Source organism: Pseudomonas sp. O39 (genome assembly GCF_045447295.1).
Classification (GTDB): Bacteria; Pseudomonadota; Gammaproteobacteria; order Pseudomonadales; family Pseudomonadaceae; genus Aquipseudomonas; species Aquipseudomonas antarctica_A.
The window spans coordinates 68062-86054 of record NZ_JBJGXV010000001.1 but is presented as its reverse complement, the minus strand read 5'-3'; the positions used below and the strand labels follow the sequence as shown (position 1 = coordinate 86054).

At 62.3% G+C, this 17993-nt stretch carries 15 protein-coding genes; 5 read left to right on the top strand and 10 right to left on the bottom strand.

Going from position 1 to position 17993, the window contains the following annotated elements:
* Positions 1–114: 114 nt before the first annotated feature.
* The 7 genes from ACI77D_RS00400 to cbiE all read right to left on the bottom strand — a co-directional run bounded on the left by ACI77D_RS00400 (position 115) and on the right by cbiE (position 7486).
* The gene (locus ACI77D_RS00400) at positions 115–1497 is read right to left on the bottom strand and encodes a PepSY-associated TM helix domain-containing protein (protein WP_407015858.1); all 1383 of its coding nucleotides are present in this window, start codon (positions 1495–1497) and stop codon (positions 115–117) included.
* A gap of 123 nt (positions 1498–1620) precedes the next feature.
* On the bottom strand, positions 1621–3681 hold the full coding sequence (locus ACI77D_RS00395) for a TonB-dependent copper receptor (protein WP_407015857.1): 2061 nt from the start codon (positions 3679–3681) through the stop codon (positions 1621–1623).
* A gap of 93 nt (positions 3682–3774) precedes the next feature.
* Entirely contained in the window at positions 3775–4134 is a 360-nt protein-coding gene (locus ACI77D_RS00390; protein WP_064450469.1) for a DUF2946 domain-containing protein, read from the bottom strand.
* A gap of 64 nt (positions 4135–4198) precedes the next feature.
* Complete coding sequence (locus ACI77D_RS00385) at positions 4199–4681, bottom strand: copper chaperone PCu(A)C (protein ID WP_407015856.1); 483 nt, start codon at positions 4679–4681, stop codon at positions 4199–4201.
* 46 nt (positions 4682–4727) lie between these two features.
* Entirely contained in the window at positions 4728–5123 is a 396-nt protein-coding gene (locus ACI77D_RS00380; RefSeq protein ID WP_064450471.1) for a DUF2946 domain-containing protein, read from the bottom strand.
* 441 nt (positions 5124–5564) lie between these two features.
* Positions 5565–6284, bottom strand: a complete 720-nt coding sequence (locus ACI77D_RS00375; RefSeq protein ID WP_407015855.1) for a cobalt-precorrin-6A reductase — start codon at positions 6282–6284, stop codon at positions 5565–5567.
* Positions 6281–7486: a precorrin-6y C5,15-methyltransferase (decarboxylating) subunit CbiE gene (gene cbiE / locus ACI77D_RS00370; protein ID WP_407015854.1), complete on the bottom strand. Its 1206-nt coding sequence runs from the start codon at positions 7484–7486 to the stop codon at positions 6281–6283. The genes ACI77D_RS00375 and cbiE overlap by 4 nt, the downstream gene beginning before the upstream one ends.
* Positions 7487–7524: 38 nt before the next feature.
* Here cbiE and cobG point away from each other — a divergent pair, with 38 nt between their 5' ends.
* From cobG to ACI77D_RS00345, 5 genes are all read left to right on the top strand, one after another.
* Entirely contained in the window at positions 7525–8877 is a 1353-nt protein-coding gene (gene cobG / locus ACI77D_RS00365) for a precorrin-3B synthase (protein WP_407015853.1), read from the top strand.
* Positions 8870–9496 carry a precorrin-8X methylmutase gene (locus tag ACI77D_RS00360; RefSeq protein ID WP_064450475.1) on the top strand — a complete coding sequence of 209 codons (627 nt, stop codon included), beginning with the start codon at positions 8870–8872 and terminating at the stop codon, positions 9494–9496. The genes cobG and ACI77D_RS00360 overlap by 8 nt, the downstream gene beginning before the upstream one ends.
* The gene (locus ACI77D_RS00355; protein WP_128591455.1) at positions 9496–10227 is read left to right on the top strand and encodes a precorrin-2 C(20)-methyltransferase; all 732 of its coding nucleotides are present in this window, start codon (positions 9496–9498) and stop codon (positions 10225–10227) included. The genes ACI77D_RS00360 and ACI77D_RS00355 overlap by 1 nt, the downstream gene beginning before the upstream one ends.
* On the top strand, positions 10227–11864 hold the full coding sequence (gene cobJ / locus ACI77D_RS00350; protein ID WP_407015852.1) for a precorrin-3B C(17)-methyltransferase: 1638 nt from the start codon (positions 10227–10229) through the stop codon (positions 11862–11864). The genes ACI77D_RS00355 and cobJ overlap by 1 nt, the downstream gene beginning before the upstream one ends.
* A 237-nt stretch (positions 11865–12101) precedes the next feature.
* Entirely contained in the window at positions 12102–12881 is a 780-nt protein-coding gene (locus ACI77D_RS00345; RefSeq protein WP_064450478.1) for a hypothetical protein, read from the top strand.
* Here the strand turns inward: ACI77D_RS00345 and ACI77D_RS00340 are convergent.
* The 3 genes from ACI77D_RS00340 to purD all read right to left on the bottom strand — a co-directional run bounded on the left by ACI77D_RS00340 (position 12878) and on the right by purD (position 17819).
* Entirely contained in the window at positions 12878–13474 is a 597-nt protein-coding gene (locus ACI77D_RS00340) for a MarC family protein (RefSeq protein WP_003217330.1), read from the bottom strand. The two genes, ACI77D_RS00345 and ACI77D_RS00340, sit on opposite strands and share 4 nt — an antisense overlap.
* Positions 13475–13639: 165 nt before the next feature.
* Positions 13640–16411, bottom strand: a complete 2772-nt coding sequence (locus tag ACI77D_RS00335; protein ID WP_407015851.1) for a response regulator — start codon at positions 16409–16411, stop codon at positions 13640–13642.
* A gap of 115 nt (positions 16412–16526) precedes the next feature.
* Positions 16527–17819 (bottom strand): phosphoribosylamine--glycine ligase, encoded by a 1293-nt coding sequence (gene purD / locus ACI77D_RS00330; RefSeq protein ID WP_064450480.1) that lies wholly within the window; start codon positions 17817–17819, stop codon positions 16527–16529.
* Positions 17820–17993 lie beyond the last annotated feature (174 nt).

Below are 17993 nucleotides of genomic sequence, written 5' to 3'. Positions count from 1 at the left end.
AGGGCGCGGAGAGCAACGATAACGCAGAAAGTGTTATAAGTTAACACTTATCGGCTGCGGGACAAAAGTCGCGCAAGGCTACAGAAGGGCTCTGTCCTGGGCATCTCGCCTGCTTCATGCCGAACCTGAGGCGGATTCATGTGGGTTGAAAAAGCGCGCCAACACCAGGCGATCCAAAGCCCATACCACGATCAACGAGGCGCCCACCAAGGGGAAAATAATCGCCAGCGCGAGCATGATCACCATCGCGGTTTTCCACCTCGGCAGGTCATGGCGCAACGGCGGAACACCCAGCGCGCCCTGTGGCCGGCGCTTCCACCAGATCACTACGCCACTGACCGCACTGAGCAAAATCAGCAGGCAAATCAGCAGCACGATCAGCTGGTTCACCCAGCCGAACATCTTGCCTTCGTGCAGCATCACGCCCGTCTCGGTGGCGCGGGCGACGGTGTTGTAATGTTCCCAACGCACATCGGCCAGCACTTTGCCGGTGTACTGGTCCACATGCAGGGTGGCGTCGTTGCGCGGGTCATTGGCAAATACCGCGACCGTGAATACGCCGTCGGCAGTGGTCGGGAACGTGATGCTGTAGCCGGGCTCGACCTTGCGTGCGGTGGCCAGGTCGACCACTTGTTGCAGGCGCAAAGTAGGGGCGGCCGGCGCGTTACTCATGGCGCCGTGCTTCATGTGTTCGGCGTGGTCGCCGGACATCGGCATCGGCGTATTTTCCATGGCCAAGGGCACGGTTTGTTGGCTGGCGGTATTGAGGATGCGTGCCTGCTGGTCGGACTGCGGCACGTTGTTCCACATCGCCGCTGGGAAGGTGTTCCACAGGTCGGCGTATTGCTTGCCCCAGAAGCCGGTCCAAGTCATGCCGCTGAGCAGCATCACCAGCAAAAACGCCGCGCCCCAGAAGCCTGCAACTGCATGCATGTCGCGCCAGAACACACGGCCGCGACGGCTGAACCGTGGCCACAACACTCCGGCCGACGACGTGCCGCGAGGCCACCACAGGTACACGCCGGACACCACCAGCATCACGCCCCAACCGGCGGCGAGCTCCACCAGGCGATCACCCACGGTGCCGATCATCAGCTCACCGTGCAGTGCCCGGGCGATGGCTTGCAGGTTGTTTTTTGCATCTTGTTCGCCGAGTACGGTGCCGCGATACGGGTCAACAAACACCGTCACTTCGCGCCCGCCCTCATGCATCACAAATTGCGCGCTGCTGGTGGCGTCGGCAGGCGGCAGGTACTTGCTGATTTTGCCTTGGGGGAAGGCTGCCTGTGCCCGTTGCAATTGTTCGTCGGCACTCAAGGCGTGCTCGGCGCTTTGCACCTTGAGCAGGTCGCCATACATCAATGGGTCGAGCTGGGGTTTGAACAGGTAGATGATGCCGGTCAGGGCCAGCAGCACCATGAAAGGGGCGACGAAGAGCCCGGCGTAGAAGTGCCAGCGCCAGGCGAGGTTGTAGAAGGAAATCTTTTGAGTGGTCATCAGGGTGCTCCGCAAGGCATTATTTTTTTTGGGTCAGTTATGCCGCCATCGGGAGCAAGCCCCCTCCCACATTTTGATTTGTGAATACATTCAAATGTGGGAGGGGGCTTGCTCCCGTTGCTGTTAGAAACTCATATCGACTTTGGTCCAGAGCGTGCGTCCCGGCTCCTTGATGGCTTGCGGGTCGTTGGCCGGGTAGCCGAACCCGGCATTGCCGGCCAGGTTCAGGTGCTCGGCGTAAGCTTTGCCGAACAGGTTGTCGACGCCGGTGCTGACCTTGAAGTTTTTATTGATGCGGTACGCGGCGTTCAGCGAGAACACGCCAAAGCCGGCGCTTTTATCGAAGTCCTTGCCGACCACGTTGCCTTTGTTCTGGTCGATGCGGTTTTGCGCCGCGACCACTCGCCACAAGGCGCCGGCGCTCCAGTCATCCTGGCTGTAAGTCAGGCCGAAACGTGCATCCAACGGCGGCATCTGTGGCAGTGCCTTGCCGTCACTGCTGTTCTTGCCCCAGGCATAGGCGAGCGTGGCGTCGGCCTTCCAGTGACGGGTCAACTTGTAGGCCGTACCGAGTTCGCCGCCCATGATCCGCGCGTCGACATTGCGAGCCTGGGAGGTGGTGCCCATCATTCCGGGCTTGTAGTCGAACAGGATGAAATCGCGCACCTGGCCGACATAACCCGAGGCCCAGGCTTCGAGGTCGGCGGTTTTGTATTGGGCGCCAAAGTCGAGCTGGGTGGTCTTCTCTGGCTTCACGCCGTCGAAGGCATTCACCGAACCCACCGCGCCGGTGTTGGGGGAAAACAGCTCCCAGTAATCCGGGAAACGTTCCGAGTGGCCCAGGCCGGCGTAGACGGTGGTGGGCGTGTCGGCCAGGTCGTGTTCATAACGCACGAAGCCCGATGGCAAGGTGTCGGCGCGTGTGTCGTCGGCGGTCGGGTTGGGCCGGGCCATCGTTCCCGAGCCGGTGGTTTGCCGGAAGTCCTTGGCCGAGGCGCGGTCCAGGCGCGCGCCGGTGATCAGGCGGTCGCGGTCCGCGGCGTACCAGGTCAGTTCGCCAAACACACCGTAGTTATGGAAATTGGCGTCCTTGTTACGCGGCACATCCTTATAGGTATCGATGCCCATGCCCATGCGTTTGCGGTGTTCGTCTGTCTGCGCATCCAGGCCGCCGATCAGTTGCACATCGGCCCAGCGCCAGGTTGCCTTGATCCGCGCACCCAAGGTGCGCCGGTCGACGTTGGAGGCCATGGGGCCAGCCATCATCCCGGTGCCCGACGGTGTGCGCAGGCTGTAGTTGTCCATCACGTGGTCGGCGTAGTTGTAGTAAACCTGGGCTTCGACCTTATCCAGCACCTCACCGATGTTGGACTTCTCGAAGCGCAGCCCCAGGCTTTCCCGCAGGAACTGCGAACCGTCCATGCCGCGCGCGGCGTAGCGTGCTTCGCCATCGCCACGCCCGGCGGTGAGTTCCAGCAGGGTGTCGGCGTCAGGGGTGAAACCGACGGCGACGTCGCCGTTCCACTTGTCGTAGCGCGAGGCGACGGTGTGGTTATTGCCGTCTTTGTAATCGTCGGCGTGCGCCTGGTTACCGATCACTCGCACGTAACCCAATGGGCCACCGGCGGCGGCATCGATGACTTTATCGAAGCGCCCGTTGGAACCGGCCAGCACACTGGCGTTGACCCGCGTGCCCAACTCGCCGAACTGCTCCGGCTCGCGCTCGAACAAGATGGTGCCGGCCGACGCGCCCGGGCCCCAGAGCACGGTTTGCGGGCCTTTGATCACGGTGAGCTTGTCGTAGGTTTCCGGCGAGATATACGAGGTGGGCGCATCCATTCGGCCCGGGCAGGCGCCGAGCATCACGCCGCCGTTGGTGAGGATATTCAGGCGCGAGCCGAACATGCCGCGCAGCACCGGGTCGCCGTTAGTACCGCCGTTGCGCACCAGGGCGAAGCCCGGGATGGTCTTGAGGTAGTCGCCGCCATCACTGGCCGGCACCGGTTGGCGTGGGTCTTTCGGGTTAGTAATAACGGTCAGCGGCGAGCTGGGAGCGATCGCCGTGATGACGGTGGGGCTTAGTTCGTGATCTTCAGCCTGTGCATGTGGCACCAACAGTGTGCCAAGCAGAACAGCAAAAACAGGGGTGCATCCCAAACGGGTGTCAGCAGAAAACCTGGACATGAAAAATTCCATCAATCATTCGTAAACAACACGGCCAGCAGCCTGCGGCTGTCTGTCTAAAGTCGGCCGGGGTGAAGTAACGCGATGAGGTGTTTACGAGGCGATGGGCGGGGCGCGGCTGCGGGCGCCGGGGAAGATGCTCTGCCGGGCATGGCCCAGGCGCGGGGCGGGAGTGAGGGCGGTAGCCGACGGCGGGGTGCCGAGGGTGACATAGGACACACTGCCGGGCAGGGCCGGGCAACTGAACAGCAGGCTGCAATAGCCGCACTTTTCCCAGAGGACGTGGTGTTCGTCCGGCGCTTTGCTTGGCTTGGGTTCGCCATGGCAGCCGGGCATGTCCATGGACATGCTCATCGACATACCGGCGTGATGATCCATCGGCATCGCTTGGGAAATCAGCGGACCGATAAAGATCATCAGCATGGCGAACAGGCTGATCCAACTGCCGCGCATCAGGCTCATGGGCCTGCGGCGCTGCGGGGATAACCTGGCGCGTGGGGCGCCCATCGAGGTTGGCCTATTGAGCGTGCATATGCTCGTGGCCAGCCATCGGCGGCGCTTTCTGTACCGAGACTTCCACGCGTACCTTGCCGGCTTTTTCGAAGGTCAGGGTCAGTGGGAATTGCTTGCCATCGGCCAACAGGCTGCGGTCCTTAAAGCCCAGTAACATCACGTGATAGGCCATCGGTGCGAAGGTCAAGTCACCCTTGGCCGGTACGGCAACGCTGGGCACTTGTTGCATCTTCATCAAGTCGCCCTGCATCACATGCTCATGCAGCTCGGCCTTATCCGCTACTGGCGTTTCGACACTGAGCAGGCGGTCCGGGGTAACACCGGTGTTATGAATCACGAAATACGCCGCAACCGTGGGCGCATTGGGCGGCAACTCCTGGGACCACGGGTCGCTGACGAGCAGGTCGCCGGCCTTGTAGTCATCGGCATTGGCAGCAACACACACCGGCAGCAACAACGCAGCCAGAAGCAGGGAAGATTTGAGCATGGCAGTTCTCCAGAACGGTTCTAAACGCAGTTCACTTGCGAAGAAATCAGACCGTTGGAGAGGCGCGCGGGTTGAGGCTCGGCCATTGCTGGCGAGGGGTTGGGGCTTGCAGTGACGGCGGCGGCAAGCTCTGCACCGCGTCGAACCGTGTGACATACAACTGCGGCACATGCCCCGGCAACGCCACCAGCGGCGGTGAGCCCGAGCAACACCAGCAATGCTGCATGGTGGAATGATCGTCCTGCTGCGGCGCCGGAATTTCCAGTTTGCCCAAGGCAATGGTTTTCAGGCTGGCGCCATTGGACGAACAAAAGCTGCCCCACAGCAATTGCTGGATAGGGTCTTTGGACTGCTGCATCGCGCTGGCCATCGGCATGGCAAAGGCGTTGAACAGCACTGCAAAGCAGGCGATCCAGGCAATTGCAAAGCGTTGACGGGCCATGGCGGACAATCCGTAGGGTTAAGCGATCAGGTGGGTATTTAGCCTGATCGGTAAGGATAAGTAAAAAAGCGCGGTGTGGTTTGGTGTCGCAGTGGTTGCCTTCATGATAGTCGGGAACCTCAGATTGCCAATTTTGCCGGCGGGTCGCGACATCCAGCCTGACGCTGAACCCTGTGGGAGCTGGCTTGCCTGCGATCGCATCACCTTGGCCTAACGGGAAGACCGAGGCGTCTGCATCGCAGGCAAGCCAGCTCCCACAGTTTGGATTGTGCTCGGCTATTGCTTGGCGTTAAGCCTGCTGGTTGCGCGAGCAATGGAGAATTGCTCGGCGTTGCGCAGTTGATTGAGTTGGCGCAGTTGCTGGCTGATCGAGTGCATGCGGGCATCGGGCAGACGAAAACAGCAGCCTGATAACGCAGTCCCACACCGGACAGGTGGTGTTTAGAGAGGGTTGACGGCCTGTAGCACCGCAGCCACGGATGTGAACTCTCGATCCACCACAGCCAGCACGGGACGCTTCAACACCAGCACCGGCACCCCACGCTCCCGCGCCACTTCCAGCTTCGGCTCAGTGGCCGCACTGCCACTGTTCTTGCTGATCAGCACATCAATCCCACGCCGCTCAAACAATGCGCGCTCGTCCTCGATCAGAAACGGCCCACGCGCGCCGATGACTTCACAGCGCGCATTTCCCGGATATACATCCAATGCGCGCAGCGTCCAGAATTGGTCGGCGGGGATTTCATCGAGATGCTGCAATGGCTCACGGCCCAGCGTGAACAGCGGGCGCTTGAAAGGCTTCATCGCCTCGATCAGCTCAGCCCAATCGCTGACCTCACGCCAGTCGTCCCCCACCTGCGGCTGCCACGCCGGTCGGCGCAACGCCCAGCAAGGAATGCCACACAGCCTTGCAGCCTCGGCGGCATTGCGGCTGATCTGAGCGGCATACGGATGGGTTGCGTCGAGAATCAGGCTGATGTGTTCATCACGAACAAACTGCGCGAGGCCCTCAACACCACCGTAACCGCCGACACGCACTTGGCACGTGAGGTCCGTCGGCACGCGGCCCACGCCCGCCAAACTATAGATATGCTCCGGCCCCAGCGTACGGGCAATGGCCAGTGCTTCAGTGACGCCGCCCAGCAGCAGGATGCGTTTCATAGTGGCTTGATCACTTCCAGCAGGGTGATTGGCAACGCCTGGCGCCAGGTGTCGAACTCACCCAACGGCTGGGCCTGCGCCACATGAATGCGGGTCAGCTCGCCGCCATGTTGGGCGCGCCAGGCCATCAGGGTCATTTCGCTTTGCAGGGTCACGGCATTGGCGACCAGACGCCCGCCGGGGCGCAGGTGTTGCCAGCAGGTGTCGAGCACGCCGTCGCGGGTGACGCCGCCGCCGATGAAGATCGCGTCCGGTGCTTCCAAACCGTACAGAACGTCCGGCGCCTTGCCACGAATCAATTGCAAACCGGGTACGCCGAGGGCGTCGCGGTTGTGTTCGATCAGGCCTTGGCGGCCTTCGTCGGCTTCGATGGCCAGCGCACGGCAACTGGGGTGCGCGCGCATCCATTCAATACCGATGGAGCCACTCCCCGCGCCTACATCCCAGAGCAGTTCGCCGGGCATGGGCGCGAGGCGCGCGAGCGTCATGGCCCGCACATCGCGCTTGGTCAGTTGGCCGTCGTGCTTGAACGCCGCATCCGGCAGACCGGCGAGGCGCGACAGGCGTGGGGTATTGGCGTCGGCGAGGCAATCGATGGCGACCACATTCAAATCGGCCACCGAGGCCTGCTGCCAGTCCTGAGCCACGCTATTAATACGCTGCTCATCCGCACCGCCGAGGTGTTCGAAGACGCTGATACGGCTTGGCCCGAACCCGGACTCAACCAGCAGCGCGGCAATCGCCGCAGGGCTGCGCCCGTCATTGCTCAACACCAGCAGGCGCACACCGCTGGCCAGGTGCGCATTCAGCGCCGCCAGCGGCCGAGCGACCACAGACACGATCACCACCTCCTGCAACGGCCAACCCAACCGCGCCGCCGCCAGGGACACGGAAGATGGCGCCGGCAAAATCAGCAACTCCTCAGCCGCCAGCTGCCGCGCCAGGCTGGCTCCCACGCCGTAGAACATTGGGTCGCCGCTGGCCAGTACACACACCGGTTCGCCGCGCCGTGCCAGCACCGGCTCCAGGGAAAACGGGCTCGGCCACAGCTGGCGTTCACCACGAATACACACCGGCAAGAGATCCAACTGACGTTGGCCGCCTATAATTCGAGAGGCGCGCAACAAGGCATGCCGGGCATTTTTACCCAGCCCCTTGAAGCCGTCTTCACCGATGCCTACTACCGTCAGCCAGGGCGACATATGAATTCCTTGAACGACATCCGACGGGCAGGCTTTTCATGCCGCCGGACAAAGCAGGCATAATACCGCGCCTTTACCCGTCAACCGGTAGCCCCGTGAACCCAACGCCTGCTCTGAATACCTTGCGCCCCTCGGCTTGTCCGGGGTTGCTGCGTATCGTCCAGGCGTTGGATGGCGGCATTTGCCGGATCAAATTGGCCGGCGGTTCGATCAGCGTCCTCCAGGCCCATGCGGTGGCGGACGCCGCCCAGGCCTATGCGGGCGGGGTGATCGAGGCGACCAACCGCGCCAACGTGCAGATTCGCGGGATCGGCGCCGAGCAGGACGCCTTGATTGCAATGCTCCTTGCTGCAGACCTGGGGCCGAACAACGCCGCCGGTGACGACGTGCGCAACCTGATGCTCAGCCCCAGCGCCGGTATCGACCCGTACATGCTGTTCGACACCCGCCCGCTGGCCGACCAGATCCTCGCCACGCTGCAAAACCATCCACGCTTCCATGAGCTGTCGGCCAAGTTCGCCGTGCAATTGGATGGCGGCGAAGCCCTGGCCATGCTTGAACACCACCATGACCTGTGGCTGTCGGCCTTTGAACGCGAGGGCGAGACACTGCTTGCGTTCGGTCTGGCCGGCTGCCCTGGGCTGGATGCGCCGCTGGCCGCCGTGCCGTTGGCGCAGGGCCATGCGTTGGTGGTGGCGGTGTTGGAGCTGTTTCTCGACCTGGCGACGCCCGCGCAAACCCGGATGCGGCATTTGCCTGTGGATAACTTCTTGAACCGTCTGAACCTGCCGTTGCTGCCGGTTGATGGTTTCAAGCGCCCGGCCAGCGGGGCTCTGCTGCATCTGGGTACTTATCCACAGCGGCAAAAAGATTACGTCTATGTCGCCGCCGTTGCACCGCTGGGGCGGCTGGACTCAAGCATGCTCAAGGGCGCCGCCAAACTGGCCAGTGACTACGGCGACGGCACGCTGCGTTTCACGCCCTGGCAAGGTCTGCTGCTGCCCAACGTACACACCGATAACGCCGCCACCGTCACCGATCGCCTGCAGCAGCTGGGCTTTCTCTGCTCAGTCGAGCAACCGCTGGCACGCATGATCGCCTGCACCGGCTCAAGCGGCTGCGGCAAAGGCCTGGCCGACACCAAGGCCGACGCCGTGCAACTGGCCGCCCTGCAACCGGGTCATGACGTGCACCTGTCCGGCTGCCTGCGTTCCTGCGCCGCGGCGCATGTCGCGCCGGTCACCTTGCTGGCGGTGAGTCCCGGCCACTACGACCTCTATTTTCGCGATGCAGCCGAGCAAGGTTTCGGCCGGCTGCACGCACGCACTCTTTCCATTGAAGCGGCGGGCGCCCTGTTACGCGCACGCTCACGGAGCAACACCGATGATTGATTACATCCGCGACGGTCAGGAGATCTATCGCAACTCCTTCGCCATTATTCGCGCGGAAGCCAAGTTGGACCGCATCCCGGCCGACCTGGAAAAACTCGCGGTGCGGGTGATTCATGCGTGCGGCATGGTCGAGGCCATCGACGGCCTGCAGTTCTCCATCGGTGCTGGCAAGGCCGGGCGCGAGGCGCTGGCCGCTGGCGCGCCGATTCTGTGTGATGCGCGAATGGTCTCCGAAGGCGTGACCCGCGCGCGCCTGCCAGCCAACAATGAAGTGATCTGCACCTTGCGCGACGACAGCGTGCCGGACTTGGCGCGGGAATTGGGCAACACCCGTTCCGCCGCCGCGCTGGAGCTGTGGCGCCCGCACCTGGAAGGCAGCGTGGTGGTGATCGGCAACGCGCCGACCGCCTTGTTCTACCTGCTGGAAATGCTCGACGCCGGCGCGCCGAAACCGGCATTGATCCTGGGTTTCCCGGTGGGGTTTGTCGGCGCCGCCGAATCCAAGGCGATGCTGGCGGCCGACAGCCGTGGCGTACCGTTCGTGATCATGCAAGGCCGACTCGGCGGCAGTGCCATGGCCGCCGCCGCGGTCAACGCCTTGGCCACGGAGGTCGAATAATGCAGGCACGTGGACGGTTGATTGGCCTGGGCGTGGGCCCCGGCGACCCGGAGCTGATTACCCTCAAGGCCCTGCGCCTGCTACGCGAATCGCCGGTGGTGGCGTACTTCGTGGCCAAGGGCAAGAAGGGCAATGCCTTCGGCATCATCGAAGACCACCTGGTGGCGCAGCAGACCCTGATGCCGCTGGTGTACCCGGTGACCACGGAAGTGCTGCCGGCACCGATGTCTTATGAACAAATCATCAGCGACTTCTACGACACTGCCAGCATGGACGTGGCCGCGCACTTGGACGCTGGCCGCGATGTGGCGGTGATCTGCGAAGGCGACCCGTTCTTCTACGGTTCCTACATGTACCTGCACGACCGCCTGGCCGAGCGTTATGACGCGCAAGTTATCCCTGGCGTGTGCTCCATGCTCGGCGGCGCCTCGGTGCTCGGCGCACCGTTGGTGTATCGCAATCAGAGTCTGTCGGTGCTTTCCGGTGTGTTGCCCGCTGACGACCTCAAGCGGCGCCTGGCGGATGCCGATGCGGCGGTCATCATGAAGCTGGGCCGCAACTTCCCCAAGGTGCGCCAGGTGCTGGAAGAACTCGGTTTGGCCGAGCGCGCGCTCTATGTGGAGCGCGCGACCATGGCTAACCAGAAAATCGTGGCGCTGGATCAGGTCGACCCGGCGTCTTCGCCGTACTTCTCGCTGATCATCGTGCCGGGTGAAAGGTGGCAAGGTTGATGTGCCCGGCGATTGTCATTCTGGGCCAGGGCAGCCTGGCGACTGCGCGCAAGATTCAACAGGTTTACCCGGGCGCGCTGATCCATGGCCTGGCCGGACGGGTTGAAGGTGCGGACCACACGTACAGCGAGTTCGGCGCAACCTTGCGCCAGCTTTATCAACAAGGCACGCCGTTGATCGCCCTGTGCGCGGCCGGCATCGTCATCCGCACCCTGGCGCCGCTATTGCTCGAAAAGGGTGAAGAACCTGCAGTGCTGGCCGTCGCTGAAGATGGCAGTGCCGTGGTGCCGTTGCTCGGTGGCCTGGGCGGTGTGAACGTCATGGCGCGAGACATCGCGGCGGCGTTGGGTGTAGCCGCTGCAATTACTACCAGCGGCGAGCTGCGTTTCGGCACTTGCCTGCTCAACCCGCCCGCGGGTTACCAACTGGCCGACCTGGAGCTGGGCAAACGCTTCGTCTCCGACCTGCTCGCCGGAGAAAGCGTGCGCATTGAAGGCGCGGCGCCCTGGCTGGACCAGGCCAATCTGCCGCAGGATCAGCACGCACGCTTGGCGATTCACGTGGGCAGCGCCGCGCGTGTGCCGGCGGACAACGAATTACTGATTTACCCGAAGACGGTGTGCGTCACCTGTAAGCCTGGTGCGCAGTTGGCCGAGCGTGTGCGTGCGGCGTTGCACCATGCCGGCATTGCTGTGCAATCCCTGGCCTGCCTGTTGGCCAGCGCTACGCAAATGGCCGACGCTTCCTTGGCCGACGCTGCATTGGAATTAGGGGTGCCGTTGCGTTTCGCTGACGTGGAGCAAGACGCGGACATCGTTATCAGCGTTGCAGAGCAACCTCTGGACCTGTCGCTCGTCGGCCGTCCGCGTGGCCGTCTCGCGGTGATTGGCCTGGGCCCGGGCGCGGCCGAGTTGATGGTCCCGGCCGTCAAGGCTGAACTGGCACGCTGCACCGATGTGCTGGGCTACGAAACCTACGTGCGCATGGCCGGGCCGTTCCGCAATGACCAGGTGCAGCATTGCACCGATAACCGCGAAGAAATGCAGCGCGCGCGTCATGCCTTTGAGCTGGCCGCGCAAGGGCGCTCAGTGGTGGTGGTGTCGTCCGGCGACCCCGGCGTGTTTGCCATGGCAGCTGCTGTCATCGAGGCCTTGCACGAGTCGAGCGACCCGGCCTGGCATCAAGTCGACCTGGAGATTCTGCCGGGCGTCTCGGCCTCGCTGGCCACCGCCGCTCAAGCGGGTGCGCCGCTGGGGCATGACTTCTGCGTGATGTCGCTGTCGGACAACCTCAAGCCTTGGTCGATCATCGAAAAGCGCTTGGACCTTGCATCCCAGGCCGACCTCGCCCTGGCGTTCTATAACCCCATCTCGCGCTCGCGACCGTGGCAACTGGGGCGCGCCCTGGAAATCGTCGCCTTGCATCGCACGCCGCAGACGCCGGTAGTGCTGGGGCGTGACATCGGCCGCCCAGGCCAGACCCTGCGTGTCACCACGCTTGGGCAACTGACGCCTGAGCAGGTCGACATGCGCACCATGGTGCTGATTGGCTCGTCCACCACCTGCGTGTTTGCGCGGGCCGGTGGCGGGGAGTGGGTGTACACGCCGCGTTGGTATGGCGAGAAACCTGCCGGCTGAAAGCGGTCTGTCGTACGCAAGAAAGCTCCGAGTAACGCTGGGTGAAAACCTACCGTTATTCGGGGCTTTTTCTGTTTTTGTCGCTGAAAGACGGAAGGCCCGCGCGGGCGCCTCGTTATTGCTGGGGGGCGCTTTTTCGGAGGGTGTGCCAAGCGATGTTTGTCGTCTGGCAAGCCCACCTGCCACTCGACTAGTGTGGGAGCAAGCCCCATGTGGGGTGCTTGTGGAGAACGGGAAATGGAGCGATATCACAAAAGGATCATCAGTGCGAAGAGGCGCAAGTTGATTGCCGCCTACAAGCTGCCAGGGGCACCGGCAATCACGCCCTCCTTGGCGTTGGACACTGAGGATGATTGCAATGCGGCAGTGGTGAACAATGGTGTGATCTCGTTTATCGAGGGTATGTCTGCGCTGAACCGCGAGTACATCCGCAAAAGCTACTTGCTGGCCAGTGGTTATGTCAGCGATGTGTTGAAAGTAAACCGCGGCACGGAGGCCTGGTACGACGAATTTATCAAGGTGATGATCAGCTTGGGCTGGCTGCCGGTGCGCAGCCGCTTCGAGCGGGTCAAAAGCTCGGGAAAGGGCCTGACGGTGCAACTGGCGGCGCTTAATATCATCGCGGCCATGCTGGCGTCGACATCACTGGCCGGGCCGCTGCTCGCGGCGTTGCCGAAGCTGGCGGCCGACGCACTGGAGGCCATGAAGCAGCAGCCCGCTTCATTCGAGCTGTTCAAGCGCAACAGCACGGTGCATCAGGGCGGTGATTTCGGCTTGGCCTCCTGTGCCGAGACCGATGGCGAAGTGATGATGGTGTTAGTGACTTACAGCAGTCACGGGGTGAGCAAGCAGGTCGGCTTGCCGTTTTTGGAGTGGGACAGCGCCTCGTTCGAGGCCTTCAGCGGGCAGACCTGCCTGGTGCTGAATACCTCGGTGGTCAACGAAAAGACCCTCCAGTTGATGCGCGAAAGCGCGGGAGACAAGGTGCAGTCGGCAATCGCCCAGTATCGGATTTAAGGCACCAGGTAGCCGCGTACCCCGGTAAAGATGATCTGCGCGGCAAGCGCGCACACGAACAACCCCATCAACCGGCTGACAATCTGCAAGCCCTGGTCGCCGAGAATGCGTTCGATACGGTTGGACAAATACAGCACCACGCCCACCGTGAGGCTGGCCAGGGCGATGCTGAGGATGGCGGTGATCTTGTCATCCCAATGCGGCTGGCTGACGCCCATCACCAGCAGCGCACCGATGGTGCCGGGGCCAACGGTGAGGGGGATGGTCAGCGGCACGATGGTCACGTCCTGCTGCACATTGTCGGTCTGCACCGCTGATTTGCCCTGGGCCATGCCCAGAGCCGAGATAAACAGCACGCTGCCGGCACCGATGCGAAAGGCGTCCACGGTGATGCCGAACACACTGAAAATCACCCGGCCAAACAGGTAGAGCAATACGCTCGACACCAGCGTCGCCAACGCCACTTTCCAGGCCAGGCGCCTGCGTTCCTTGCTGGAATAACCACGGGTCAGGCTGATAAAGCAGGACAGCACAAAGAACGGGCTGTAGAGCACCAGCATCTTCAGGTAAACGCTGAATAACACATGGAGCATGGGGGGCGGCTCGCAGGCGGGGGAAGTGGGGAGAGTCTATCAGGCGGCGCAGATCATAGGTGGGAGCGGGCTTGCTCGCGAATGCGCTGGATCAGTTAAAGATGCATTGACTGACACACTGCATTCGCGAGCAAGCCCGCTCCCACATTTGGTTTGTGTTTCAGGTCAGGAAGGTGCGTGCTCAGGGCGCTGTTGACGCTGCGCCACCCAGAACTCAACCAGCTCGCGCAACTGCGACAACTCCACTGGCTTGGCCATATGCCCATCCATCCCGGCCTGGCGCGCGCGCTCTTTATGTTCCGAGAGGATGTGTGCGGTGAGTGCCACCACCGGTGTGCGAATGCGTTGGTGGCTGACTTCCCACGCCCGCAGTTGCTGAGTGGCGGAGAAGCCATCGAGGATCGGCATTTCACAGTCCATCAATACCAGGTCGTAACGCTGGGCTTTCATCGCCTCCAGCGCTTCTTCGCCGTTGCTGGCGGTGTCCGGGTTGAGGTTGAGCTTGCCCAACATGCCGCGAATCACTTTGGTGGAGATGCTGTTGTCTTCAGCCACCAGGATGCGGAAGTCGCTGGGCACGGTCACGGCTGTCGGTGTGCTGAGGGCGGGGCGCGGCTGCACGGCGCCTTTACTGCGCTGGGTCAGTTCGTCGGCCAGGGTGGTCTTGAGCGTGTAGCCCGCCACCGGTTTGGCGAGGATGCGCTTGATGCCGCAGTTGCGCGCGATGATCTTGCTCGGTGCATTGCTGATGCCGGTGAGCATGATCAGCAGGATGTCGTGGTTAAGGCTCGGGTCTTCCTTGATCTTTGCCGCCAGTTGCATACCGGTCATGCCGGGCATGTTCTGGTCCAGCAGCACCACGTCGAAGTAATCGCGCAGGTGAGCTTTGGTGCGCAGCAGCGCCAGGGCCTCTTTGCCGGACGGCACGGCGCTGACGTTCAGACCCCAGGCCGTGCATTGCTGCACCAGCACTTTGCGACAGGTGTCGTTGTCGTCCACCACCAACACCCGAGCGCCTTTGAGCGGGCCGTCGAGGTCGGACGTCGGATGTTCCAGGCGTTCCGGGTCCAATGGCAGGGTCAGCCACAGGGTGCTGCCTTGGTGGCTGCCACTCTTGATGCCGAACTCGCCGTTCATCAACAGGATCAGTTGACGCGCGATCACCAGGCCCAGGTGGCCGCTCAAGCGCGTGGCCGAGAGGAAGTTCTTGCTGTGCAGTTCGCTGTGCAGCAACGCGTCGCGCTCGGCGGCCTCCATCGGCAGGCCGCTGTCCTGCACGGCAATGCGCAGGCGCGGCTTGGTGCTGCGTTCGTCGAGGGCGACGACGATCAGCACTTCACCTTCATCGGTTTTTTGCAGGGCGTTTTCCAGCAGGCTTAACAGTGCCTGGCGCAGGCGCGTCGGGTCGCCGCTGATCACTCGCGGCACTTGGGGCTGGATGAAGCTGATCAGTTCGACGTTCTGCTGCTCGGCCTTGGCGCGGAAGATACTCAAGCAGTCATCGATCAGGGCGTTGAGGTCGAATTGCACGTCGTCCAGCTCGATCTGCCCGGACTCCAGCTTGGAGATGTCGAGGATCTCGTTGATCAGCGTCAGCAGTTCATTACCGGCGCTGTGGATGGTTTGCACGTAGTCACGCTGTTTCACCGACAGCGGCGTGCCCAGCAGCAACTCGGTCATGCCCAGCACACCGTTCATGGGCGTGCGGATTTCGTGGCTGATCTTCGCCAGGAACTCGGCCTTGGCGGCGATTTCGGCATTGCTGGCCGCCAGATCACGGCTGAGGCTGAAGCGGGCCTCGACAATCGCGCGCTGGCGTTCGCCCAGGGCCAGGCTCATCAGCAGGCCGCTGAGGCAGATAAACCCGAGCAACGTGACGATTAAACCTTGCGGCGCCACCAGCGTCAGGCCGAGCAGGGCAGGGAGGATGATCAGCGTACCGATGTTGAACACCACCATCGCTACCACGAACAAGCGTGCCGGCCGGTAGCCTTTCTGCCAGTGACAGGCCGAGACAAACAACATGCTCAGCCCGGCCAGGGCCACCAGGGCGTAGGTGATGATGTTCAGCGGCAAGGTGTTGACGAACAACAGCAGCAGGCCGCACAGCACGATCAGCAGGATGTCGGCCATCAACAGCTTGTTCAGCGGGTGCGGGCCCAAAGGCATGAAGAATCGGTAGGCAAACATCAACCCGCAGGGGGCGGTCAGCAGCAGGGCCAGGTAGGCGCCCGGGGTCTGGATCGCATGCCAGTTCGGCAGCCACGGCCCCACCAGGTTGAGCAACAATGCCAGGCTCAGCATCAACAGCAGCTCGCAGGCCGCCAGCCATAGGCTGCTGCGTGAGCGGTGGTAAGCGAAGCGTGTGAGGTTGTGCAGGATCAGCATCAGCAGGCAGCCGAACAGCAGGCCGTAGATCAGTGTCTGGGTCTGATCGGCGGCGGCGAGTACGGCCGGTTCCAGGGTGATATAGGGGCGCAGCTCGTGTTCCGAAACCAGGCGCAGATACACCTCCAGAGGCTTCTGGCTCTGGGGCATCGGCAGCATGAAATCGCTGCTGGGCAGCGGGCGTTCCGCCTGGGGTTGGCGAGTGCCGGTGCTTTGTTGTTCCACCAGGGTGTCGCCGTCCAGTACATAGAGGCTCAGGTGGGACAGGTCCGGGGCGAATACCCGCAGCACTTGCTCGTGCTTGCCGGGTTGCAGCTTGAAGCGTACCCACAACGCACCGTCCGGCTCCGCGGCGGTAATCCGGTCCAGTTCGATGGGGCTGAATTGATTGGTGTAGCGGGGGGAGCGAATGTCGCTCAACTGCAGGTCGGCCTGTTCATCAAGCAATACTGCCCAACCACTGCCTTGCGCGGCGGCCTGGGCCGGGAACAAGCAGAGCAGGGTCAGCAAACTGACTGTGAAACCTATGGCGATCCTGAGCCAGCGCACGGCGAAATCCCTTCGTAGGTTGATGCACGGGTTAACTATGCGCGGGGCGACATGTGTAGGGCAAGGGCCAGAGGCCCTTGCCTAACCGAACGGATAGCTACTCAAGTGTAGCTGTTCAGCTGTTCTCGCCACGTTCACGGGCAATGGCACGGTAGCCAATGTCTGTGCGGTAGAAGCAACCTTTCCAGTCGATTTTCGCGGCCAGTTTGTACGCCTGTTGTTGCGCGGCGTCGACACTGGCACCCATTGCGGTGGCGCACAACACACGGCCACCTGCGGTTACAACGTTGCCATCCTTGAGCGCGGTGCCGGCATGGAACACCTTGCCTTCCAGCGTAGCAGCTGCGTCCAGGCCTTCAATCACATCGCCTTTGGCGTAGTCGGCAGGGTAACCACCGGCCGCCAGCACAATGCCGACGCTCGGACGTGGGTCCCACTGTGCTTCAACCTTGTCCAGCGCCTGGGCCAGGGCCGCTTCCACCAGCAGCACCAGGCTCGACTGCAAGCGCAGCATCACCGGTTGGGTTTCCGGGTCGCCGAAGCGGCAGTTGAACTCGATGACTTTCGGGTTACCGGCTTTGTCGATCATCAGGCCGGCGTACAGAAAGCCGGTGTACACGTTGCCTTCGTCGGCCATGCCGCGCACGGTCGGCCAGATCACCAGGTCCATCACACGCTTGTGTACTTCGGCGGTGACCACTGGGGCAGGGGAGTAAGCACCCATGCCGCCGGTGTTCGGGCCAGTGTCGCCGTCGCCGACGCGTTTGTGGTCCTGGCTGGTGGCCATCGGCAGAACGTTTTTGCCGTCGACCATTACGATAAAGCTGGCTTCTTCGCCGTCGAGGAACTCTTCGATGACGACGCGGGAACCGGCTTCACCGAAAGCGTTACCGGCGAGCATGTCGCGCACGGCGTCTTCGGCTTCTTGCAGGGTCATCGCAACGATCACGCCTTTACCGGCGGCCAGGCCGTCGGCCTTGATCACGATCGGTGCGCCTTTTTCACGCAGGTAAGCCAGGGCCGGCTCGATCTCGGTGAAGTTCTGGTAGTCGGCAGTCGGGATCTTGTGGCGTGCCAGGAAATCCTTAGTGAACGCCTTGGAACCTTCCAGCTGTGCAGCGCCGGCGGTAGGGCCGAAGCAATCCAGGCCACGGCTGCGGAACAGGTCCACGACGCCGGCAACCAACGGCACTTCCGGACCGACGATGGTCAGGGAAACGTTTTTCTCGGCAAAATCAGCAAGCTGCTCCAGGGCCAGCACGTCGATGGCGACGTTTTCACACTTGGCTTCAATGGCGGTGCCGGCGTTGCCGGGTGCGACGAAAACTTTCTGGACACGCGGGTCCTGGGCAACTTTCCAGGCCAGGGCGTGTTCACGGCCACCGCTGCCAATGATGAGGACGTTCAAGTCAGACTCCTTCGGAGGAAGTTACGAGCTGTAAGCTGCAAGTTAGAGCATTCTGTGTTGCTCTAAAGTGCAGCATGCGGCTATGAATTTTAGAAACTGCAAGCAATATCAAAAGTTGCAAAGACCTGCTTTTACTTGTTGCTTGCAGCTTGAATTTTGCCGCTCCACGCCAGT